The sequence below is a fragment of the Amycolatopsis sp. NPDC102389 genome, from assembly GCF_044765885.1.
Lineage (GTDB): Bacteria > Actinomycetota > Actinomycetes > Mycobacteriales > Pseudonocardiaceae > Amycolatopsis.
Genome location: NZ_JBIWKX010000001.1, coordinates 1 through 22,331 on the forward strand (window position 1 = coordinate 1; position 22,331 = coordinate 22,331).

The 22,331-nt window shown below is 68.5% G+C and carries 20 protein-coding genes; 7 read left to right on the forward strand and 13 right to left on the reverse strand.

Translation table 11 applies throughout. The features are described from left to right. Positions 1 to 99 precede the first annotated feature (99 nt). A complete protein-coding gene (locus tag ACIRGA_RS00005; protein WP_400934961.1) occupies positions 100 to 1,302 on the reverse strand; it encodes an ROK family protein in 1,203 nt (400 codons plus the stop codon). Positions 1,303 to 1,394: 92 nt separating this feature from the next. Beyond that, positions 1,395 to 2,762, reverse strand: coding sequence for a DHA2 family efflux MFS transporter permease subunit (locus tag ACIRGA_RS00010; protein WP_400934964.1), 1,368 nt, complete (start codon positions 2,760 to 2,762; stop codon positions 1,395 to 1,397). Between the two features lie 92 nt (positions 2,763 to 2,854). Here ACIRGA_RS00010 and ACIRGA_RS00015 point away from each other — a divergent pair, with 92 nt between their 5' ends. Next, positions 2,855 to 3,421: a TetR/AcrR family transcriptional regulator C-terminal domain-containing protein gene (locus tag ACIRGA_RS00015; protein ID WP_400934966.1), complete on the forward strand. Its 567-nt coding sequence runs from the start codon at positions 2,855 to 2,857 to the stop codon at positions 3,419 to 3,421. A gap of 30 nt (positions 3,422 to 3,451) precedes the next feature. Here ACIRGA_RS00015 and ACIRGA_RS00020 read toward each other — a convergent pair whose 3' ends face one another. Both ACIRGA_RS00020 and ACIRGA_RS00025 read right to left on the reverse strand, forming a co-directional pair. Then, on the reverse strand, positions 3,452 to 4,114 hold the full coding sequence (locus ACIRGA_RS00020; protein WP_400934969.1) for a response regulator: 663 nt from the start codon (positions 4,112 to 4,114) through the stop codon (positions 3,452 to 3,454). Next, complete coding sequence (locus ACIRGA_RS00025) at positions 4,111 to 5,643, reverse strand: ATP-binding protein (protein ID WP_400934972.1); 1,533 nt, start codon at positions 5,641 to 5,643, stop codon at positions 4,111 to 4,113. Before ACIRGA_RS00025 ends, ACIRGA_RS00020 begins: the two co-directional genes overlap by 4 nt. Before the next feature lie 132 nt (positions 5,644 to 5,775). Here ACIRGA_RS00025 and ACIRGA_RS00030 point away from each other — a divergent pair, with 132 nt between their 5' ends. From ACIRGA_RS00030 to ACIRGA_RS00045, 4 genes are all read left to right on the forward strand, one after another. Next, on the forward strand, positions 5,776 to 6,744 hold the full coding sequence (locus ACIRGA_RS00030) for a tripartite tricarboxylate transporter substrate binding protein (protein ID WP_081976006.1): 969 nt from the start codon (positions 5,776 to 5,778) through the stop codon (positions 6,742 to 6,744). Next, a complete protein-coding gene (locus ACIRGA_RS00035; RefSeq protein WP_037346191.1) occupies positions 6,741 to 7,235 on the forward strand; it encodes a tripartite tricarboxylate transporter TctB family protein in 495 nt (164 codons plus the stop codon). The genes ACIRGA_RS00030 and ACIRGA_RS00035 overlap by 4 nt, the downstream gene beginning before the upstream one ends. After that, a complete protein-coding gene (locus ACIRGA_RS00040; protein WP_400934975.1) occupies positions 7,235 to 8,752 on the forward strand; it encodes a tripartite tricarboxylate transporter permease in 1,518 nt (505 codons plus the stop codon). The genes ACIRGA_RS00035 and ACIRGA_RS00040 overlap by 1 nt, the downstream gene beginning before the upstream one ends. Positions 8,753 to 8,995: 243 nt before the next feature. After that, a complete protein-coding gene (locus tag ACIRGA_RS00045; RefSeq protein ID WP_400934978.1) occupies positions 8,996 to 10,432 on the forward strand; it encodes a DUF1996 domain-containing protein in 1,437 nt (478 codons plus the stop codon). Positions 10,433 to 10,651: 219 nt separating this feature from the next. Here ACIRGA_RS00045 and ACIRGA_RS00050 read toward each other — a convergent pair whose 3' ends face one another. The 6 genes from ACIRGA_RS00050 to ACIRGA_RS00075 form a co-directional block, all read right to left on the reverse strand. After that, entirely contained in the window at positions 10,652 to 11,341 is a 690-nt protein-coding gene (locus ACIRGA_RS00050) for a hypothetical protein (protein WP_395878939.1), read from the reverse strand. A gap of 121 nt (positions 11,342 to 11,462) precedes the next feature. Then, positions 11,463 to 12,164: a Crp/Fnr family transcriptional regulator gene (locus tag ACIRGA_RS00055; protein ID WP_400934981.1), complete on the reverse strand. Its 702-nt coding sequence runs from the start codon at positions 12,162 to 12,164 to the stop codon at positions 11,463 to 11,465. A gap of 29 nt (positions 12,165 to 12,193) precedes the next feature. Beyond that, positions 12,194 to 12,559 carry a hypothetical protein gene (locus tag ACIRGA_RS00060; protein WP_016331763.1) on the reverse strand — a complete coding sequence of 122 codons (366 nt, stop codon included), beginning with the start codon at positions 12,557 to 12,559 and terminating at the stop codon, positions 12,194 to 12,196. A gap of 50 nt (positions 12,560 to 12,609) precedes the next feature. Beyond that, positions 12,610 to 13,122, reverse strand: coding sequence for a hypothetical protein (locus ACIRGA_RS00065; protein ID WP_400934984.1), 513 nt, complete (start codon positions 13,120 to 13,122; stop codon positions 12,610 to 12,612). A 1-nt stretch (position 13,123) separates the two neighbouring features. Beyond that, positions 13,124 to 14,878, reverse strand: a complete 1,755-nt coding sequence (locus ACIRGA_RS00070) for a substrate-binding domain-containing protein (protein ID WP_400934986.1) — start codon at positions 14,876 to 14,878, stop codon at positions 13,124 to 13,126. 36 nt (positions 14,879 to 14,914) lie between these two features. After that, positions 14,915 to 17,536 (reverse strand): P-loop NTPase fold protein, encoded by a 2,622-nt coding sequence (locus tag ACIRGA_RS00075; protein ID WP_400934989.1) that lies wholly within the window; start codon positions 17,534 to 17,536, stop codon positions 14,915 to 14,917. Positions 17,537 to 17,672: 136 nt separating this feature from the next. On the opposite strand from ACIRGA_RS00075, the gene ACIRGA_RS00080 reads away from it, so the two are divergent. Then, entirely contained in the window at positions 17,673 to 18,224 is a 552-nt protein-coding gene (locus tag ACIRGA_RS00080) for a snapalysin family zinc-dependent metalloprotease (protein ID WP_400934992.1), read from the forward strand. A 52-nt stretch (positions 18,225 to 18,276) separates the two neighbouring features. Here the strand turns inward: ACIRGA_RS00080 and ACIRGA_RS00085 are convergent, their stop codons facing one another. Together ACIRGA_RS00085 and ACIRGA_RS00090 are read right to left on the reverse strand one after the other, a co-directional pair. Continuing rightward, positions 18,277 to 18,456, reverse strand: a complete 180-nt coding sequence (locus ACIRGA_RS00085) for a ferredoxin (protein ID WP_400934995.1) — start codon at positions 18,454 to 18,456, stop codon at positions 18,277 to 18,279. Positions 18,457 to 18,461: 5 nt separating this feature from the next. Next, complete coding sequence (locus ACIRGA_RS00090) at positions 18,462 to 19,664, reverse strand: cytochrome P450 (protein ID WP_400934998.1); 1,203 nt, start codon at positions 19,662 to 19,664, stop codon at positions 18,462 to 18,464. Between the two features lie 182 nt (positions 19,665 to 19,846). On the opposite strand from ACIRGA_RS00090, the gene ACIRGA_RS00095 reads away from it, so the two are divergent. Continuing rightward, on the forward strand, positions 19,847 to 20,791 hold the full coding sequence (locus ACIRGA_RS00095; RefSeq protein WP_400935001.1) for a helix-turn-helix domain-containing protein: 945 nt from the start codon (positions 19,847 to 19,849) through the stop codon (positions 20,789 to 20,791). 245 nt (positions 20,792 to 21,036) lie between these two features. On the opposite strand, the gene ACIRGA_RS00100 is transcribed toward ACIRGA_RS00095, so the two are convergent. Next, positions 21,037 to 22,260: a DUF222 domain-containing protein gene (locus tag ACIRGA_RS00100; RefSeq protein ID WP_400935659.1), complete on the reverse strand. Its 1,224-nt coding sequence runs from the start codon at positions 22,258 to 22,260 to the stop codon at positions 21,037 to 21,039. Positions 22,261 to 22,331 lie beyond the last annotated feature (71 nt).

The following is a 22,331-nucleotide window of genomic DNA, read 5'->3' on the forward strand; positions in this document are numbered from 1 at the left end:
GCCTCTCCCGGGGCGCGTGGTGGGGGGGGGGGGTGTTTGGGTTGGTGTGTTTGGTCCCCCCCACCCCCCCCCCCCCCCCCCCCCCACCACCGGGACCGGTCAGCTGCTGAGGGTGAAGGCCCGGTCCGTGGCGGACCAAGCGGCCCCGATGACCCCGGCGGTGTCGCCCAGTTCGGACAGCACGATCGGCAGGTTCCCGGTCGCGAGCGGCAGCGACCGCCGGTAGACCGAGCTGCGGATCTCGGCGAGCAGCTGATGCCCGAGCTGCGCCACGCCGCCGCCGATCACGACCATGCCCGGGTTCACGAAACTCACCAGCGAGGCGACCACCTGCCCGAGCCGCCGCCCGCCGTCGCGGATCAGGTTGACCGCGCCGAAATCGCCCGACGCCGCCGCGCGGCCGACGTCCTGCGCGGTGATCGCGCCGCGGGCGGCGACGACGTCGGCGAGGTACGTCGACCGGCCGCTGCGCGCGAGCGTCAGCCCGTCGCGGGCCAGGGCAGCGCCGCCGAAGTACGCCTCGAGGCAGCCCGTCTCACCGCAGGCGCAGGTCGGCCCGTAGTCGTCGAGGCGGATGTGCCCGATGTCGCCCGCGGTGCCGGCGACGCCGCGGTACACCTTGCCGCCCAGCACGATCCCGCAGCCGATCCCGGTACCGATCTTGACGAACACCAGGTCGTCGATGGAGCGGGCGACCCCGGCGTGCCGTTCGCCGAGCGCCATGGAGTTCACGTCGTTGTCGACCGTGACCGGGCAGCGCAGCAGCCCGCCGAGATGGTCTCGTACGGAGAACCGGTCCCAGCCGGGCATTATCGGCGGCGCGACCGCCATGCCCTCGGCGAAACTCACCGGCCCCGGCAGGCCGATCCCGGCGGCGATCAGCTTGCCCGGCGCCTCTTCGCGGATCTTCTCCGCCAGCGCGACGACACGTTTGAGCACGGCGTGCGGACCCTGCCGGACGTCGCAGTCCTCGACGGTGTGCACCAGCACCTCGCACGAAGCGTCGGTGAGGGCGACCCCGACCGACGTCGCGCCGACGTCGACCGACAGCACCCGCAGGTCTCCCGCCAACCGCACCAGGGTCGACCGCCTGCCGCCGCGGCTCGCCGAGGGGCCCGCGGTCTCGACGAGGCCGACCTCGGCCAGCCGCGCGACCTCGGCCCCCACCCGGGCACGCGGCAGCTCCAGCCGCTCCCCCAGTTCGACCCGGGACATCGGTCCCTCGTCCCGCAACAGGGTGAGCAACTGGGTCTGGTGCCGGGTTTCGACCATCGGATGCTCCGACGTGGGTGCCGTGCTCATTCCCCTGAGCCTACGGCGTTGTCCACCCACTGTCCCGAATGCCACTCGAAACCTCCGTGGCCATCGGGCGGGAACAAACCCACCGGCCATCGTCAGTCCACTGTGGACGATTCGGCGCGGACGAGGAGCCACGCCGGGAACACCACGATCGCGGTGATCCCCACGATCCACCAGTGCGTGCCCGCGACGGCCGCCGCGGCCCCCGGAGCGGCGGCGAGCCGCGCGGAGACGACCGCGGTCAGGATCGACGTCCCGAAGGATCCGCCGATCCGTTGCAGCATGGCGAAGAGGGGCATCGCGTGGGAAATTCGCTCTTTGGGCACCGACACCAGCCCGGCGGCGAGCGCCGGGGTCGTGGTCAGCCCGATGCCGCAGCCGCGGACGACCTGCACGGCCGAAAGCCACCAGTAACTGTCCGATCCGGTGAGCAACGCCAGCGGCACCGTGCCGATGATCGTGACGATCAGCCCGGCGAAGATCACCCGCGCGCCACCGATCCGGTCGGTCAGCCTGCCCGCGAGCGGAAGCGCCAGCACCGTGCCGAGGGCCAGCGGCGCGGTGAGGAATCCGGTGGCGACGAGGCTTTCGTGCCGGACGTCGAGGTAGTACAACGGCAGCACGATCATCGCGCCGAACAGCGCGATCCCCATCCCGAAGATGACGGCGGCGGCCGAGGAGAACGTCCGGTCGCGGAACAGCCGCAGATCGAGCAGCGGCGCGGGTGACCTCAGCGCGGTGACCGCGAAGACGGCGAGCAGGATCGTGCCGGCGACCGCCGCGACCGGGACGGCTTCGGCGAAGCCGTACACGAGCAACGGCAGTCCGGTCACGGTGAGCACCAAGCCGCGTCGATCCAGCGGCTGAGCGGAGACCGGGCTTTCCCGCGGCAGCCGTTTCCGGCCGAGCAGTAGGCAGAGCAGCGCGAGCGGCACGTTCACCAGGAACAGCCACGGAACGCCGAACCGCTCGGTGAGCACGCTGCCCGCCAGCATGCCGAGCACGGGCGCGAGGTAGATCGGGATGCTCAGCACGGCCATCATCCGGCCGAGCCGCTTCGGCCCCACCGTCGTCGCGAACAGGATCTGTCCCGCCGAGACCAGCAGTCCACCCGCGGCGCCTTGCAGGACACGGCACACGATCAGCGCCTCGATCGAGCTCGCCATCGCGCAGAGCGCGGAAAAGATCGCGAACAGCGCGACGCACCCCAGCCACACCCGCGTCGTCCCGAAGCGACGGCTCGCCCAGCCGCTCACCGGCACCATCGCGGCGAGCGCGAGCAGATAGCCGGTGGCGATCCACTGGGCGGTACCGAGCGGTGCACGAAATCCGGCCGCGATCGGGCCGAGGGCGACCGTGACGACGGTCGAAGTGAACATCGAGAGGAAGCCGCCGAGGGTCAGGATCGAGGCCATCCCCCACAACGCCGGGGTGATGCGCTCCTCCTCGGAACTCCCGATCATCCTACCTGCCAATCTTATCGCCGTTAAGATCTTAACAGTGATAAGATCAGGCCGAGTTGTCAAGGCCGATACGGACCGGCGAAGGTGTGCGCATGGTCGTGAGACGGGATGGCTACGTTCGAGCCGCGCTCGAACTCCTCGACGAGGTCGGGCTGGACGGATTGAGCCTGCGCAAGCTCGGGGAGAAGCTCGGCGTGCGCGGTCCCGCGCTCTACACGCATTTCAAGAGCAAGCAGGCGCTGCTCGACCAGATGGCCGAGACGATGCTGGACGACCGGCTCGCCCCGCTGGACGATCCCGCGGCGATGGACGACTGGGCCGAGTGGCTCGCCGGCCGGGCCCGCACCATCCGCCGCACGCTGCTGTCCTATCGGGACGGCGCCCGCCTGCACGCGGGCTCCCGACCGACCGGCGGGTCGGCGATGACGCCGCTGATCAAACCGTTGCTCCGAGCCGGTTTCACCGAAGAGGACGCGACGCACGCGATCCTCGCCATCAGCCGGTACACCCTCGGCTGCGCGATCGACGAACAGCAGCACGTCGAGGGCGACCACGACGAGGATCCGGCCGCCTCCTTCGAATACGGTCTCGCTCGGTTGATCACCGGGCTCCGCGCCGACGTCGCGGCCGCGAACCCGCCGGACCAGGATGTCGCCTAGCCGCATTCAGAGGACTAAACGCGGGAGGGCTCACGACCAGAGGTAGCGACGCTCCGGCCGTCCCGTCCCGCCGTACTTGAGGGTCACCTCGGCCTTGCCCGTCGCCACGAAATGCTCCAGGTACCGGCGCGCGCTCACCCGCGCGACGCCGGTCGCCTCGGCGCATTCGCTCGCCGACATCCCGCCGGACGCGCCCCGCAGCGCGGTCTCCACGAGTCGCGCGGTTTCCGCCGTGAGTCCCTTGGGCAGCACGGGTTTCGCGCTCGGCCGCGCGCCGAAGACCTGGTCGACGTCGGCCTGCCCGGCCTCGGCGAGCCGGTCCAGCCGCCGGTGCAGCGACGCGAAATGGGTGAGCTGATCGCGCAGCGACGCGTACTCGAACGGTTTGATCAAATAGTGCAGGACCCCGCCCCGCATCGCCTGCCGCACGGTTTCCACGTCGGTCGCGGCGGTGATCAGGATGACGTCGACGTCCTCGGTCGCGCGCAGTTCCCGCAGCACCGAAAGCCCGTCTAGATCGGGAAGATAGACGTCGAGCAGCACCAGATCCGGTTTCAGCTCCCGCGCCAGGCGGAGCGCGTCGGCGCCGGTATGCGCGACCCCGACCACGGCGAACCCCTCGGTGCGCGTGACGTATCCACTGTGGACCTTCGCGACCATGAAATCGTCGTCGACGACGAGCACCTTGATCATCGCGGCAACCTCGCCGTGAAGACCGCGCCGCCGGAGTTGTGCACCTCGACGGAACCGCCCCGCCGCACGCACGCCTGCCGGATCAGCGCGAGCCCGAGACCGCGCTGGCCGTGCGCGGCGGCCTTCGTGGTGAAGCCGTGCTCGAACACCTCTTCCGCGATCTCCGGGGCGACACCCGGTCCGGAATCACGGACCTCCACGCGCACTTCGTCCTCCTCCTGCCACACCCCGACCTCGATCCAGCCCCGCTCTCCACCCAGCGCGTCCAACGCGTTGTCGACGAGATTTCCCAGCACTGTCACCAAATCCGAGGAAAGGGCGTCTTCGACGCGGTCCAATTCGCTGTCCGGGGCCATGCGCAGCCCGACCCCGCGTTCCGCGGCGAGCGACGCCTTCGCGATCAGCAACGCCGCCACGGCGGGGTCGCCGACGCGTGAGCCGACCTCCGCGCGCCACTCCCCCTGCGCCGAGCTGATCCGGCTGACATAGCCGCGGACCTCTTCATATTCCCCGAGTTCCAGCAGCCCGGAGATGGTGTGCAGCCGGTTGCTGAACTCGTGCGCCTGCGCCCGCAACGTGTCGGTGGCGTGCCTGCTGGCGTCGAGTTCGTCCCGCAGGGTCATCAGATCGGTGCGGTCCCGCAGGGTGACGACGGCTCCTCGCACGTCGATCGGCATCCGGTTCAACGTCAGCACCTTCCCTTGCCGCAGCACGATCTGGTCGGCGCCGGTCGCGCGGCCGGTGAGCAGATCGCGGATCCGCTCGTTGAGGTCGAGGTCTTCGACCGACCGGCCGACGGCGTCCTCCGGCAGCGCCAGCAGTTCGCGGGCCTGATCGTTCACCAGGGTGATCCGGTGCTGCGGGTCCAGGCCGACGACGCCCTCCTTGATGCCGTGCAGGAGCGCCTCCCGGTTCTCGACCAGCGCGGTGATCTCGTGCGGTTCCAGGCCGAGCGTCTGGTTCTTCACCCGCCGCGCCAGCAGCAGCGAACCGCTCACCCCGATCACCAGCGCGACACCCAGCACGCGCAGCGCGTTGTCCGGCGAGTCGAGCACGCCGGCGAAGAAACCGGGCGACTTCGAGCCCGCCGCGACCATGCGGATCACCTTGCCGCCCTTTTCGTCGAGCACCGGGACGTGCGCCACGATCGAGCCGTCGACCTCACCGACCCACGACCGTCCGGAAAGGACGGTGCTGTCGCCGATGTCGAGCAGCGTCCGGAGCTGATCCGGATACGGCGACGCGAGCACGTAGCGATCGGCACCCGCGATGACGACGAAATCCACCCCGGAGAGGCTCCGCGCGGTCTCCGCGGGCGCGTTCAGCTCGAACGGGCCGTTCTCGAGGTCGCCCACGACACCCTGCGCGGCGACACTCTCCGCGACCGAAAGCGCCCGGCGTCCTTCGGTGGTGCGGAAGTTGTTCCCCGCCTGGGTGACGGCCAGGACGCCCACCGCGCACAGTAGGCAGGTGACGACTACCAGTTGCCATACGAGGAGCTGGCGTGCCAAGGAACCCCGAGCACCCATCGCCACCTCCGCGTGACCAAAACGAACACAACAACCATTGGGCCCGCAAGCGGGACATCTCTGTTTACACGAGTGCAACATGTCCAACCACGCGGCAGAGAGGCGGGGATCACAGTGAAGCCCAGTAGCTGGTTGGCCATCGCGGCGGCGCTAGTCGCCGTTTTGCTGGTGCCACCGTTGCTCACCCCGGGCAGCGAGGCCGACGAGGGCTCGCAGATCCGGTCGTTGCGGGTACTCGTGCCCAACGCGCCCGGCGGCGGTTACGACATCACGGCGCGCACGGCGACCAAGGCCATGGAAGACGCCGACCTGCTCGGCAACGCGGAGGTGTTCAACCTCCCCGGCGCCGGCGGCACGGTCGGCCTCGGCCGCACGGTGGCCGAACGCGGCAACGGCAAGCTCGTCATGTCGATGGGGCTCGGCGTCGTCGGCAGCGTGTTCACGAACAAGTCGCCGTCTTCGCTGCTCGACACCACACCGGTGGCGAAGCTGATCGAAGAGTCGGACATCGTCGTGGTCGGCAAGGATTCGCCGTACCAGAACATCGGCCAGCTGCTCGACGCCTGGAAGCGGGACCCTGGCGCGGTCCAGGTCGGCGGCGGCTCGTCCCCCGGCGGGCCGGACCACCTGGCGCCGATGCTGATGGCGAAGGCGATCGGGCTCGCGCCGAAGACGGTCAACTACGTCCAGTACGACGGCGGCGGCGAGCTGCTCGCCTCGGTACTCGGCGGCAAGGTCGCGTTCGGCGTCTCCGGTGTCGGCGAGTACCGCGACCAGATCGCGGCGGGCACGCTCCGGGTCCTGGCGGTGACGAGCGAGAAGCGGCTCCCCGGGATCGACGCGCCGACGCTGACGGAGTCCGGTGTGGACGTGAAGTTCACGAACTGGCGCGGCATCGTCGCGCCGCCGGGCATCACCGAGTCGGACCGCGCGAAGCTGGTGAGCCTGTTCGAGCGGTTGCAGAAGACGCCGCAGTGGCAGGAAGCCTTGCAGCGCAACGGATGGACCGGAGCGTTCGCGCCCGGTGAGCAGTTCGGTTCGTTTCTCAAAGAGGAGAACACTCGAGTGGCAACGGTGCTGAAAGAGCTGGGTCTGGCATGACCACGTGGCTGAAAGGACGCTCCGAACTCGGAGTGAGCGTGGTGCTCGTGGTGCTCGGTGTGCTGGTGCTGACCGACGCGCTGAGCATTCCCACCGACTTCGCCCAGCGCGGTCCCGTGGGACCGAAGGCGGTGCCGGTCCTGGTCGGCTCGCTGCTGCTCATCGTCGCGGTGCTGCTGGCGCGCGACGTCCTGCGCGGCGGCAAGGGCGAGGCCGAGGGCGGCGAGGACATCGACCTCACCGCGCCCGCCGACATGCGCACGGTCCTGCTGCTGTGCGGTGCCTTCCTCGCCAACGCGGCGCTGATCGGCCTGGTCGGGTTCCCGATCTCGGGCGCGATCCTGTTCTGGGGCGCGGCGTTCGCCCTCGGCAGCCGCAACCTGGTGCGTGACCCGCTGATCGCGGCGGGCATGTCGGTCGTGACCTTCCTGATCTTCAACAACCTGCTCGGTGTCCCGCTGCCCGGTGGCCCGTTGATGGAGGTGTTCTGATGCTGCAGCAACTCATCGACGGGTTCGGCACCGCGCTGACCCCGACACACCTCGCGCTCGCCGCGCTCGGTGTGCTGCTGGGCACCGCGATCGGCGTGCTGCCGGGAATCGGTCCCGCGATGGCGGTGGCCCTGCTGCTGCCGGTGACCTACGGCATGGAGCCGACGGCGGCGTTCATCATGTTCGCCGGCATCTACTACGGCGGCATGTTCGGCGGCTCGACGACATCGATCCTGCTGAACACCCCGGGTGAGAGCTTCTCGGTGGTCGCCGCGATCGACGGCAACCCGATGGCCCGCAAGGGCCGGGGCGCGCAAGCGCTTGCGGCGGCCGCGATCGGGCATTTCGTCGGCGGCATCCTCGGCACGATGGCGCTGGTGCTGCTCGCGCCGATCATCGCGAAGTACGCCGTCGACATCGGCGCGCCCGATCTGTTCGCGATCATGGTGCTGGCGTTCATCGGGGTGACCTCGGTGCTCGGCAACTCGCGGATCCGCGGTGTCGCGTCGCTGCTCATCGGGCTCACCATCGGGCTCGTCGGCCTGGACGAGATGACCGGGCAGTCGCGCCTGACCTTCGGTTCGCTGCATCTGGCGGACGGGATCGACGTGGTGATCGTGGCGGTCGCGCTGTTCGCCGTCGGCGAGTCGCTGTGGGTCGCCGCGCATCTGCGCCGCAACACGTTCAAGCCGATCCCGGTCGGCAGGCCGTGGCTTTCGCGCGCCGACCTGAAGCGGACCTGGAAGCCGTGGCTGCGCGGACCGGTGATCGGGTTCCCGTTCGGCGCCATCCCGGCGGGTGGCGCGGAGATCCCGACGTTCCTCTCGTACCTCACCGAAAAGCGGCTCTCGAAGCACAAGGACGAGTTCGGCAAGGGCGCCATCGAAGGGGTCGCGGGTCCGGAATCGGCCGCGTCGTCCTCGGCGGCGGGCACGCTGGTCTCGATGCTGACGCTGGGCCTGCCGACGACCGCGGTCGCGGCCGTGATGCTGGCGGCGTTCCAGCAGTACGGCATCCAGCCGGGACCGCTGCTGTTCGAACGCGAGTCGAAGCTGGTGTGGGGCCTGATCGCCTCGCTGTTCGTCGGCCTGACGCTGCTGCTGGTGCTGAACCTGCCGCTGGCGCCGCTGTGGGCGAAGCTGCTGCGGATCCCGCGGCCGTACCTCTACGCGGGCATTTTGTTCTTCGCCAGCGTCGGCGCGTACGCGGTCAACGCGGACATCTTCGACCTGCTGGTGATGTTCGTGATCGGCCTGATCGGGTTCGCGATGCGCCGCTACGGGTTGCCGGTGCTGCCGGCGATCATCGGCGTCATCCTCGGCCCGGCCGCCGAACAGCAGATGCGGCGCGCACTGCAACTGAGCGACGGCGAACTGACCGGGCTGTTCAACACCCCGTTCGCGATCGTGGTCTACGTGATCATCCTGGTGATCCTGTTCTTCCCGTTGATCAAGCGTTTCCTTCCTGCCCGCCCCACCGTCCCCGAGGCGGAGCCCAAGGACAAGGTCGACGTCTGACCAGTGGGAATCCGGCCCGGCCTCGACTGCCCCGAGGCCGGGCCTTTTCTCACTCCCAAAGGTAACGAAAGCATAACGGCGAGGTCGCGTTTTGAACCGCCTGTGCGTCGGGGCCGTTTCAGCCAACACGGAGTCAGTGACGTCGGCGATGCCGGCGCCGCCTCCCCCGGGCTCCGGGCAACGACACCGAACGAGGTGAACAAGTTCATGCCCCGTAACCAAAGAACCGCCGGTCGCCATCGCATGGCACGCCGCACCAAGGTCGCCACGGGCGCCACCGCGCTCGCCATCGCCGTCGGCGGGATCGTCGTGGTCACCACGACCGGAACCCCCGACGCCGCCAGGGCCGACGGCGCGGACAAATCGTTCTTCATCGACATCACGAAGGTCCCCCGCGGCAACAACGTCAACCTCGACCTCGCGAAACGAGGCGCACGAGGGACGTTCACCGTCGACTGCGGCCGCAACGAGAACGGCCACTTCAACGGCGACAACTTCATCGCGCAGCCCGGCGTCCGCAATGGAGCCGAGCACCTGCACGACTACGTCGGAAACCTTTCGACCAACGCGGATTCGAACAACAAGAGCCTGCTGCGCGCGGGCACCACCTGCAAGAACGGGGACAAGTCGGCCTACTTCTGGCCGGTCGTCCGGATCAACACCGAGGAAGAGGAAGAGAACGAGGCCGCGAACGAGGAGAAACTCGCCGCCGACCGCGCGAACGCGGCCAAGGACGAGGCGGGCGCCCAGGTCGACTGCCCCGACGTCGCCAGCGAGCTCGACGAGGTCCCCGACCAGGCCATGCCCGCGATCGACGAGAACCTCGACAAACTCGACCGGGAGTCCGACAACGCGAACAACCAGCTGGCGCAAGGAAAACAAGCCGGCCAGGTGCTCGACGAGCTGAAGAACAAGCGGAAGCCGTCGATCAAGCAGATCGGCGACACGATGCGGCAGGCGGGCAAACCGGTCGCGAAGAACGAAGACCAGCTGGCCGGCTGCGCGGTGAAGCAGAACGGCGAGGGCGGTCTCGACAACGGCGGCGACAACAGCAACGTCAACGCCGCCGGTGACGCCGAGAAGAAGAAATCCGACGGCAAGGCCGCGGACCTGCCCGGTGTCAACGAAAACAACGAGATCGGCAACAACGAAGGCGAGATCCAGCGCGTCGAGAAGGCCGACCTGACCTTCACCAGCGGCGGCGCCCGCCGGGTCGTCGCGATGCCGAAGTTCCTGCGCGTGCTCTACGGCGACGCCAAGCAGAGCACCAACGGCCCGGCCAACGCCAAGCCCAGCTGGACCTGCACCGGCTTCGAGGACCGGCTCACCGAGCTGTACCCGATCTGCCCGCGGGGCAGCAAGGTCACCCGCGTCCACGCGTTCCCGAACTGCTGGGACGGGAAGAACACCGACAGCGCCAACCACCGCACGCATATCGTGTTCTCCGACCGCAACGGGAAATGCCCGCGTGGCTTCAAGAACGTGCCGCAGCTGAAGATCACGCTGGTGTACAACATCCCGCCGGAGATCCAGGCCGCCGGACAGTACGCGGTCGACGCCTTCGCCCAGGAGAAGCACAACCCGCGCTCCGACCACGACGACTTCGCGAACGTCATGTCGCAGCGGCTGATGAACCAGCTGGTGAAGTGCATCAACAGCGGAAAGCGCTGCCGCCAGTAGGCCCTGCCACGCAAGTCCGTGAAGGCCTCCTTGAGGGACTCTGGGTCCCTCAAGGAGGCCTTCACGGACCGGAGATGCGAGGGGGCGCGGCGGGGATGACCCGCGCCCCCACCCCCCCGCGCCGGGGGTCCGGTTCCCGGCCCGGCGTAGGGGTACCGGGCCGGGAACCGGCGAGCGATACGGCTTTCCCTCCCTGGAAACCGGACCGCCCGGTCTGGGTCAGGCCGTCGTGGACAACCGGCTCACCCGGTCGAACACGAGCGGCACCGCGACGGCGGGGTTCAGTTCGGCGAGGACCGCTTCGGCGTCCAAGCCGGGCAAGTGGATCCACGCGCTGTCGGCGAAATCCGGGGTGGTGACGCTGATCCGGGCGCAGCGGGCGGGCGGGACCAGCGCGACCCCGAACGGCTCGACCACGTTGCGCCACACGGATTGCGAGACGATCATCCCGGCGCCGAACTTGTCGCCCGTCGGATCCGAACGGCACCAGTAGCCCACGGCGTCGTTGAAGGTCGAGGCGCACAGCAGCCTGGTCAGCGTGATGTACGTGCGGTGGTACCGGTGATTGTCCGCCATCGGTCCCATGTGGACCGCCACCCGCGCCCGCATCGGGACCCTGGCGTAGCGGTTGCGGGTCCGGAGCAGATGGTCCAGGTGGAACGCGACCTCGCACAACTGGCCGACGGCGTGGTCCGGATACGCGACCATCAGCCCGTCCCCGGTCTCCCGGAAGTGACGCGCTTCCCCCGGAACGAGCCCGACCGCGTTGAACGAGCGGGACACCAGCGTTTCCATCTCGGTCTTCATCGGGTCCAGCAGGTCGTCGCTGGCCTTGGACGAACCGACGATGTCGACGGAAAGCACGGCGTGGGTGTGCGCGTTGTATCGGCCTGAGGTCAGCACCTGCATCTCTGCGACCCCTCCCCTGATCGGTGAAAACTGGCGGCAGGAAGCAGTGTTCCCACTCCTCACCGGAAGTTCTGTTCGGAACCGAACAAAACGTGACCTCGCGCTGGTCAACGCCAGTGAGCTAAGTCACACCTTTTTCCGTGATCACCCGCAATGCCTCGCGGTCGATGACGGTGATCGCACGGCGCGAACTGGCCACAACTCCCGCCTTCCGGAGCTTGTCCAACGCCTGCGCGACCATGGTCCGGCCCATCGGGATGAACTGCGCGAGTTCGTCCTGGCTCAACGGGATCCCGATCCGCCAGCCGGCCGGTGTCCGGATGCCACAGACGTCGACCAGGTAGTCCAGCCGGGTCGCGACGCGCGCCACCGCCTGCGGTTTCCACGATTGGGTCCGCTGCCGCTGGGCGAGCACGAACCGGCGGGCGACACTGACGAGCACCTCCCGCATCGCCGCCGGATGATCCAGCAGGAACCGGTTGAACTCGCTCGCCGCGATACGCCGGACGTGCACCTCCTCGATGGCGACGACGTCCGCCATCCGGATACCGCCCGCGATCACCGCGATCTCGCCGTGCAGATCGCCGGGCACCCCGACGTCGAGGATGACCGTCGCGCCCATCCGGTCGGCGCTGGTCACCTTCACGTAGCCGTGCCGCAGCAACATGACGAAGTCGCCGGGTTCGCCCGCGCGCATCAGCGCCTGCCTGCCGTCGTAGGTCTGCGGGGTACCCATCTCCAGCAACCGGGCGCGGACGGGTTCGTCCAGTCGCTCCAGGAACGGACGTTCTCTTTCTTCGGCGGCCTCCTGGCCCAAACCCACGAAACACCCTCCCAGGCAGTCGTGAACACCTATCGCGGAGAGTAACCGAGCCGGCCACCCGATCCAGCGGCGGAACCGTCGTGGGTGGTGAAGATGCCCAGCCGGACCAGTTCCGATCTGATCCACTCGGCCAACCGGTGCAACGGTCCGTCTTCGGCCTCGACGAAATAGCTGTCCACGATCTGGTGTCGCCTATCGGCGTGCTTCGCCGCATAGAGCAGCGCTGACCGTACCTCCGACACCTTCAGCGGAGCGACCTTGATTCCCGGAGCGGGCCGCACGGTGCTCTTGGCGGCCATCACCGCCAGCACGGCCTCCTCCAGGCTGAACCGGTGCTCCACCGGCACGACCACATGTTCCACGCCCTCGACAACCCGGCGCCCGATCAACGGCATGCTGTCAGATCAGCATGACGCACGGCCGTAGTCTGTTCGGCACCGAACACTCAACCCGGTTCGACCGCCGCGAGAGCGTCTTCGAGGGTTTCCCGGTACAACCTCATCCGCTCGACGAGCATCACCGGATCAGGGTTCTCGTCCCGCGCGTGTCGCTCCAGCTTCTCGGTTGTCTGCTTCACCGTCACCCGGAGTTCGACGATTTCGGGAGTGTTCCGGCCCTTGCGGTTTTCGAGTCTCGCCACCGCCTGCCGGAAGACACTCGAGAGCTCCGTTTCGCCCGGTCGCACCGTTTCGATGGCCGTCAGCGCCCTCCCGAGCAGGCTGTAGTGGTCGTAAGCGGCGGCGGGCTCGGGCGTCCGGGCCACTCGCGCCGGCCTCGATCGCTTGCCGTTCAAGACGAAGAACGCGGTCTCGGCCGGAACCAGGACGGCCAAGACGGCGACGCCGCCGAAGAGCCAGGCCTGCGGATGCGGATAGGTCACCGCGCGACCGATCAGCCCGGCGATCAGGCCGAGCATCACCGCGACGACGTGGAACGGCCGGTTGTCGTGCTCGGCCATGTCAGAAGTTGCTGAAGACGTTGACGAACATCTTGTCGATGCCGTTCGGGTCGACGGCCTGGTAGCTGCGGGCCTTGGACTTCTGCGCGATCTCGTCGAGGACGCGGCTGTCGGCCTGCGCGCCGTAGGCCATGGTGAAGATCCGGACGGAGTTGTCCAGCCTCTCGGCGTCGACGTTCTGCAGCACTTGCTCCTTGGTCCCGGCTTCGGTGTTCTCGCCGTCGGTCAGGAAGAGGATGGCGTTGATGAGGTTCGGATCGAACTCGCGCCGCATCTTGTCGTTGGCCGCCATCACGGTCTGGTACAGCGCCGTATCCCCTTTCGGGGTCAGGTTCTCGATCAGCTGAAGCATCGGGCCGCGGACGTTCTTGACCTTGCCGATCGGCATCTTCTCCTCATACCCGTCCGAGAACGTCCACAGCCCGACCTCGTCTTCGGGATGCAGGTATTCGAGCTGTGTCCGGATCTTGGTTTTCAGCAAGGAGATCCGGCTGTCGGAGTACGGCTTGTCCTTGCGGTTCTTGTCGAACGGTTCGTTCATCGAACCGGACATATCCAGCACCAGCAGGATCCGGCCGCGCCGCTGCGTGTACTCCCAGCCGTCCAGCATCTTCTGGATCTGTTCGCCGCTGGGGACGCCGATCTTCGGGCTCTCCTGGGTGCCCTGCGTGCCCACGATCCTGGCCAGCTCCGGGTTCCCGTTGCCGTCGGGGTCGCGGAACCCGAGATCGCGGAAGCGGTTCTGCTGGCCGGCCTCCAGGAGGAAGTCGTAGAAGTCCTCGGCCGCGGCCTGCTGCTCCGGCGACGCGCTCGCGGTGGTCAGGAAGGGGTGGTCGATCAGCATCGTCCCTTCCTTGGGGTGCACCGCGACCAGCGGCCGCAGCGGCGCGACGGGATTCCGGTTCAGCTGCGCCGGATCCCCGGTCGGCACGCCGCGGTTGTAGAGGTAGACCATCTGCTCCTGCATCGCCATCGCGCTGATGTAGGGCGTGGGCTTCTTGCGGTCCTCTTCGTACAGCGTCTTCAGGAAGGCCACCGAATCGTCGCTGTAGTAGGCGACCGACGCCTCGATCCCGCGGACGAACTGCACGGTCTCCGCGGTCCCGATCTTGCCGTAATCGCCGCCCGTCGCCGCGAAGTAGGTCGCGATGGTCGCCGCGAGCCCGGACGTCGACCGCCGCGGATTGTCCTTGCCCAGCGTGAAGTTCCCCCACTGGGCGTACTCCGCGCCTTTCGAGGCCCAGCCGCCGTTCCGGTTCACTTCCAGCACGTCGCCCCAGCCGAGGGTCTTCTCCGGCCAGCCCATCGCCTTGGCCATCGGTTCCGGCATCGCGATCACCATCGGGCTGGTCGCGAGCGAGGTCTTCGGCCCGGTCTTGATCCGCTCGCCCTTCCCGCGCTGCCGCAGCAGATCGAGCCAAAGCGAGGAACTCGGCAGCCAGGCCTGGGGCTCGGGCTGGTGTTCGTCGATGTCGTTCCAGCCGTCGGCGATGAGGTCGAGCGCGGCGCCCGAGGTCTTCTTGTACGCCTCGACCTTCGCGCACCGGCCGCTGTCGAACGTCCGGCCGGTGTCGTTGTACCGCCCGGCCAGTTCGGCGATCAGGTCGCCCTTCTCCGTGGAGGAATTCACGACCAGCCGCACACAGTCGGTCCTGGCCGCGTTCGACGGCGCGGTGACCGTGGCCGCGAGCAGAACGATCACCAGCGTCCCGACGAGCGCGCCGAAGACGAGCGAAAGCCAGCCTGATCTCCGCATGCGCCGCCCCCTAGCCGTCGTAGCGGGCAAGTGTAGCTACAACGTGGATCCCGGTTCCGTCTCCTCGGTCACCAGATCGTAGGTTTCGAAACTGAAGCGGGCGAGAGTGCCCACCCAATTCCGGTAAACCTGTAGATCATCGAAGGATTCGACGTCTAGCCGCCATTCAGGTGGAAAGGCGTCGCGCGACGATTCCCCGGCGGAAAGCGCGATGAACGTCGAACGCGCGGCCTCCGGATCGGCGACCAGCAGGGTCAGCAGGACGAGCACGGCGCGATAGGGACCGCCGACGAACGCCTCCAGCTCCGCGTCCGGGATTCCGATCCGGACGAGCCGGTAGAGGTTGACCAGCTTCCGGATCTCGCGCGGCGTGTTCAGCTTTTTCCGCAGCACGTGGACGAAATCGCGTTCGACCTCGGTGAGCCGCAACCGATCCGGCCGCATGTTGTAGAACGTCGGTGGGGCCGTGTCCTGGACGACGACCTCCACCGGTTCACCGCGTTCGGGGCCGCTCTCGTCCTCCGGCCATTCTTCGTGCGCGGGCTTGCGCGGTTCCCGTTCCCCGATCGGCATCAGGGCGTCGATCAGCTCGTCCGCCGCGCTTCCCATGGGACGCAAGGTGAACACGATCTGGAAGATCTTGTCGAGGTACTCCGCCCGGCGCGCCTCCCCCGCGCCGAACAGTTCTTCGTGGTGCTGGTCGAGGCAGCGCCGCAACCACCTCGGGTCGACGGCCACCACCACGACGAACGCGGGCAGCGCCAGCAACAGGTGGACCGCGGCCAGCACTTCGATCACCTTCGACGGCGGGCAGCGGTCGAGGTCGTCGATGTAGAGCACGATCCGTTCCAGCGGCGGCTTGCCCTTCCCGCCCGCCAGCAGCCATTGCTCCCGCGCGTCGGCCAGATCGGCGCTCAAGCCCGCGAGATCCTCCCGGACCCGGGCGAAAACCCCTTGGTAGTCCCCGTATCTTCCGGCCTTCGCCTCCTCGATCAGATCGCCCAGCCTGCCCGCCGCGTCCAACCGCCGGAGCCGTTCTTCGGTCTCCCGCACCTCGGTCTCGAACCGTTCCTCGCGTTTGTCGACGTCGTGTCGCAGCTTGTCCAATGTGGACTTCACTGGTGCGAGGGCGGCTTTGGCCGTGGTGAGCGCCGGGGTCAGCACGGCGCCGAGCGCGACGACGGCACCCGCGGCGGCGAGAATCGCGTTGTGCCACAAGGCCCAGCCGGTGATCGCCGCGGCGATCCCGAGCACTCCCGACACCGCGTATCCCGCGACCGCGAACCGTCGCCGACGTCGTTCGGCGCGGTCCACTCCGGACACCAGGAGCCGCCAGCGCCAAGTGCGCGGGGAGTCCGCCTTGACGGCCTTCAGTGCCGCGAGCCGGGTCCGCAGTTCTTCGCGTTCGGCATGGACCTCACGGGCGTCCGCATGGGTCTCGGGCGCGCCGAGGTTGCGGAACAGGTGGTCCACCAGCCCGACCCACAGATGGTCGTCGTGGTACTGCCAGGCGTTGAACCGGATCTGCCGGATCTCCCCGGCGAACACGCTGGTGGCGGCGTCGCCGCGGGACCGGTGCGCCAGTTCGGCCACCCGATCCGTCACCTGCCGGACGAAACTCGACTTGCCGGAACCCCAAGGGCCCAGCAGCGCGACGCACAGCGGCGGGCTGGTCTCGCGGTCGGCGATGACCGCGGCGAGCGTGCGCACGTCGTCGTGGAAGCCGATGAGGTCGACCGGGCTTTCGACGTCGGGCGTGATCCGCGGCCGCGCCCGGCCCGGTTTGGGCTCGACGAAACCGGTGCCGTCGATCTGGTTGCCGAAGCGGTCCCACACCCGGATCGTGCGGTCGTCCCCGACCGTGACGATCTTCTCGTTGCCCGCGGTGCAGGCGATCGCCCGGACGTTCCCCTGATGTCCCTTGAGGAGCGTGTACTCCCGCGGGTCGTCGATCTCGCGGACGCGCACCTCGCCGTCGGAACCGCCGGAAAGCACCAGTTTGCCGTCCGCGCCGAAGGCCAGCGCCCGCACCACCCCGGGATGCGCGGGGAAGACGAGGGCGGGGTCGCCCTTGCGTCCCCACAACCGGACCGTCTCACCGTCGGCGGACAGCACCTGCTCCCCGTCGGGCGAGATCGCGATCACGTGGATCGCACCCGCGCCGCCGAACCGGTAGTGGGAAACGACTTCCCCGTTCCACAGCCGTACGCCGCCGGCGTCGTCCCCGGCGACGACGAACCGGCCGTCCGGGGTGACCGCGACCGATTCGATCTCCGGGCCGCCGGTGCGCAGGCCGCGTACCGTCACGCCGTCCAGCCGCCGGACCTCGACGGTGCTCCCCGCGCCGGACACGACGAAATCCTTCGCCACCGCGACGGCCACGGTCCGCTTGGTGGTCTGGACCTCCGGGGGATACGCCTCGGCGCCGTCGATCAGCCAGCGCCGCACCGTCGCCCCATCGCAACCGACCACGTGCCTGCCCGAGATGCCCACCGCCAGCACCGGCCGATCGTGGCCGCTGAGCGCGAATCGCTGCTCTCCGGTCTCCAGGTCCCAGACCCGGACGGTCCGGTCCGCACCCCCGGTGACCAGCCGGTTTCCCTTCACCGCGACCGCGAGGATCGGTTCTTCGTGTCCGGTGAAACGCGCCGTCGTCATAACGGCACAGTCTTCCGGAGTCGTCAAGATCATGGTTAACGACAGACGACTATCGGCGGGTACCCCGAGCGCTTCGACAGGTCCAGTGTCGACGTTGCTCCGAAAATCAGCACGCCTTAAACGCGAGGAGTTCAACGTGCTTCGACGTACCTTCGCCGCGGTGCTCACCGGCGCCGCGCTCTCCATCTCGGTGCTCTCGGCACCCTCCGCGGGTGCCGCCGAGATCATGGCGACCACCCTGACCTACGACGACAGCCAGGCCGCGGAATTCAAGGACGCGGTGGCCGCCGGCGTCAACGTCTGGAACACCAACGTCACCAACGTCCGCCTCGTGAAGGCGACGCCGGGGCAGCGGGTCAACATCCGGATCATCGCCGACAACGGCTGGCCGCGCGCCACCCTCGGCCCCGTCCGCCCGAGCGGCACGGTCACCGTCTGGTACGGCAGGCAGGCCGTCCAGCAGGGCTACAACAAGACCCGGATCGCGTCGCACGAACTGGGCCACAGCCTCGGCCTGCCCGACGTCAAGCCCGGGCCGTGCTCGTCGCTGATGTCCGGCTCGACCGGCGGCGTCAGCTGCGCCAACGTGAACCCCAACGCCCAGGAGAAGGCCAGGGTCCAGCAGAACTACGCCGGCACCGCCGTGCGGAGCGCCGACGCGGGCAAGGTCCTCGCGGAAATCGGCTGATCCCCGCCGCCAGGGGGTGCCCGCCCGGCACCCCCTGGCCTGGCCGGATCACCTAAGCGTGCGCCGTGATCGCCGCCGCCGGGCACGACTGCACGGCGTCGCCGATGTCGGCCGGATCGTGGTCCAGCACCCGGACCCGGCCGTCTTCCTCGTCCTGTTCGAACACCTCTGGCGCGGTCAGCACGCACATTCCGGCGCCCACACAGCGTTCCCGGTCCACTTCGAGCCTCATCGCGATCAGCTCCAGGCCACCGGGAGCGCGTACACCCCGTAGATGTCGGAGTCCGTCCGCATCGGGATCTCGTCGGCGGGAACGGCCAAGCGCAGCTTCGGGAACCTGGCGAGCAGGCCGGTGAAGGCGACCTTCATCTGCACCCGCGCGAGCTGCTGGCCGAGGCATTGGTGCACCCCGTGCCCGAACGAGGCGTGCCCGGCCGCGTTCCGGCGGAGGTCGAGCCGGTCGGGTTCCGGGAACTTCAGCGGATCACGGTTGGCGGCCTGGGCCGAGAGCGCGACCGCTTCCCCGGCCTTGACGAGTTGGCCGCCGATCTCGACGTCTTCGAGCGCCGTACGCGCGCCGGTGTGCGCGATGGTCAGGTAGCGCAGCAGTTCCTCGATCGCGCCATCGATGAGTTCCGGATCCTCGCGCAGGGCCGCGAGCTGGTCCGGATTCTGCAGCAACGCGAAAGTGCCCAGTGCCAGCATGTTGGCCGTGGTGTCCAGACCAGCCCCCAGTAAGAGGAACGCGATGCTGGTCAGCTCCTCGTCGGTGAGCTCCGTGGTGACCAGCTCGCCGAGGATGTCGTCGGTCGGCTCGGCCCGCTTCGCCAAGATGAGCTTGTAGAGGTACTCCCCCAGTGCGTTGATGGCGGCCCCCTGCTCCTCGGCCGAAGCGTCCGGCAGGTTCAGCGGCATGACGTTGCGCCGGAAGAACTCGTGGTCCTCGTAGGGGACGCCGAGCAGCTCACAGATCATCAGCGCCGGAATGGGCTGCGCGAAGGCCGTCACCAGATCGGCCGTCGTTCCCTGCCGCTCCATCGCGTCGAGGTACTCGGTGGTCACCTGCTCGACCCGCTCGCCGAGCAGCCGCATCCGGCGGACGGTGAACTTGCCGGTGAGCAGTTTGCGGTAGCGGCCGTGCTCGGGGTCGTCCATCTTGATGAACATTCCCGGTGCCGCGGGCGGCATCTCCATCATCGCGGCCGCCCCCGGCAGCGGCGAGTGCAGCAGCTCCTGGCGGGCGCTGAACCGAGGATCCGCGAGGATCGCCCTGGCGATCGCGTGGCCCGTCGCGAGCCAGCCTTCGTGCCCGTCGGGGAACGTCAGCCGGACGAGCGGGTGTTCGTCGCGCAGTGTGCCGAGCTCGGCGGGCGGGTCGAACGGGCAGCCTTTCGGCCGTTCCAGGGGCAGTTCCGCGAGATGAGGGACCGAGGTGGTCATGGCTGTTCCTCCCAGTTTCAGCGATGCCAAAAGGCTACGTTGCATTTACATTTGCTTCAAAGCTACGCACTGGCCTTTTCGGCGTTATAGCTGGTAGATTTCCGGAAATCGTTGCAACTACCGTGTCGGTGAATGCAACGGCTCGTTGCAATGATCTGCGGCTGAACGCACAGGAGGCACCCATGCCGGGCGGCAGACTGACCCCAGAGGACCGTCGGCTGATCGCGACCTGGCTCAAGGACGGCCTCGGTTACGCCGAGATCGCGCGGCGGCTCGGGCGTCCGACGTCGACGATCAGCCGCGAGGTCGCACGCAACAGCGGTCACTCGGGCTACCGCGCCGAAGAAGCGAACCGGGTGACCGGAGAACGCGCCCGCCGCCGCAAACCCCGGCCACGCGCCGCCCCCGCCGTCGAGAACGGCTACGGACGCGACCCGGAAGCCGTACGCGCCTTCGAAACCGAGTTCGCCGAGATGATCGTCGCGACCGGACTGCCCCGCATGACCGCGCGGCTGCTAGCTTGCCTGTCCGTCAGCGACAACGGCGTACTCAGCGCCACCGAACTCGCCCGGCGGCTCCAGGTCAGCCCGGCCTCGATCTCGAACGCCGTCGCCTACCTCGAAGCACAGGCGATGCTCAAACGGGAACGGGACGGACGGCGGGAGCGCTACGTCATCGACGAGGAGATGCCGCAACGGGTATGGGACGAAAGCATCCGCTCGAACCTGGAGTGGGTGCGGGTCTCGCGCCGAGGCGCCGAAGTCCTCGGCACGTCGACCCCCGCGGGGGCTCGCATGGACGACCTCTCCCGTTTTCACGCGCGTATCAACGAAATCATGCTGGACGACCGGGTCGCGGTGTTCGCCGCAGACGCGCTGACCGCACTCGCCGCACTCCTCCACGCCGGCCGCCCGCTGGGCGTTTCGGCTCTCGCGGACGCGCTGGGCTGGCCCTCCGAGCGGGTCGCGACCGCGCTACGGGTGGTGGAGGAGCATCCGCATATCGCCGGTCCGGTCCGGGTGGTTTCTTCCGGTGGGGAGTATCGGGCGGTTCCGTTGGTGGAACGGCTCACTGCGGGGCAGTTGGCTGCTTTGGGGTCGTCTGCGGCGTCCGGGTCGTCGGCCTGAGGTATCGGGGGGTTCTGGGGGTGGGCTGGATGGTCGGTGGCCGTTTTCTGGCGAGGGCCGCCTTCCCCGGACGAGGTGCGCTGTTGCCGTTTTCCGGCCAAGCCGCTGGGTGCAAAGCTGCCGAACCGCCCGGTGTCTGAACGGGTCGTCGCCGTATTTCGGCGATGCGGCGGGCGTACCACGGCAATCCCCCGCGCTTCGGGGGAACTCCCGCACTCAGATATTGCCGTTTTTCGGCGATGGGTTCAGAACGGTGGCGGTTCGTTGGCTGGTGGTCGGGGTTCGTGGAGTGGTGGAGGCGGGCTGTCGTAGGTCTGTCCGGTGGGGGTGGTGATGGTGAGGGTGCCGTTGGGGGTGAGGTGGTAGGTCCAGCCGGGTTCGTCTTTCAGGCGGTGGTCACGGCGGCAGAGGTCGAGGAGTTCGGTGTCGGCGGTGTGGCCGCCGTGTTGCCAGGGCAGCGCATGGTCGAGGTCGCAGGCCTGGGCGGGGCGGTGGCAGCCGGGTCTTCGGCATTCCCGGTCCCGCACCCGCACAAACTCGCCCAACCCAGCTGTCGGCCGGTACCGGTCCCGGCCGAGATCCAGCACCTGCCCAGACAGCGGGTCGGTGACGATCCGCCGCAACACACTGTCCGGGCTGGTGGCGATATGCCGGGCCAACACGGCGGGAATGCTCCCGTGCCCGGCCAGCTCGGCGGGATCGTTGTTCAGGCCGAGGTAGGTGAACAGATCCATATAGAGGAACACCTCGCTGCGTTCACCGCTGCTGCCGTGGCCGCCGAGCAGCAGATCGAGCGCGACGTCCGCGCGTAGCTGTTCCAGGGTGCGGGGTTCGTCCTTGGTGTTGAGGGCTCGTGCTTGGCGGTCGATGCGTTGGTAGGCGGCGGTCACCTTCTCCACCGGCCCGTCCTCCACCTCGATCGACGCGACCCCTGACTCACCCTGGCGCACGGTGAGACGACGGCCCTCACGATGACGTTCGGTGCGGGCGTCGGCACCGTCAGGGTCGACGGTGTTCGCGGCGTGGTTGGCGGCTTTCCGGACCTGGTCCGGGTTCTTCCCCGGGATCCGGTCTTCCAGCAGTGTGTCGACGGTGCGGGCGTCCTCGTCGGAAAGCCACACCGTGGCCGCCGCGACCTTCATCGCACTGAAACCAGCCAGCTCCCCGTGGTCCATCAAGCCCAGGGTGCGGGGCAGACGGGCGGTGAGCGCGTCGGCGGCGGCGACCAACGCACCCGCGTGATGATCCCCCACCGACAACGCGAACGCGACCTCCTGCGTCACGCTACGGGCACCGTCACGGTGCCGGTTCAACTGCGCCAGCGCCCGGAACCGGACCGCCTCCAACCGCGCGATCCCCACTGTCGCGGCCTGCGCGAGCGCGACGGAATCCTTGTCGTCCAACAGATTCGCGGCATCGTTCACCGCTGCCAGCACCTCGGGATCGGTGAGGCTTTCCAGAAGCGCCACAGGCGCGGAATGAGTATCCACCCCACGAACATACGACCCACCACCGACAAAACCCGACCCTGCGGACGCCA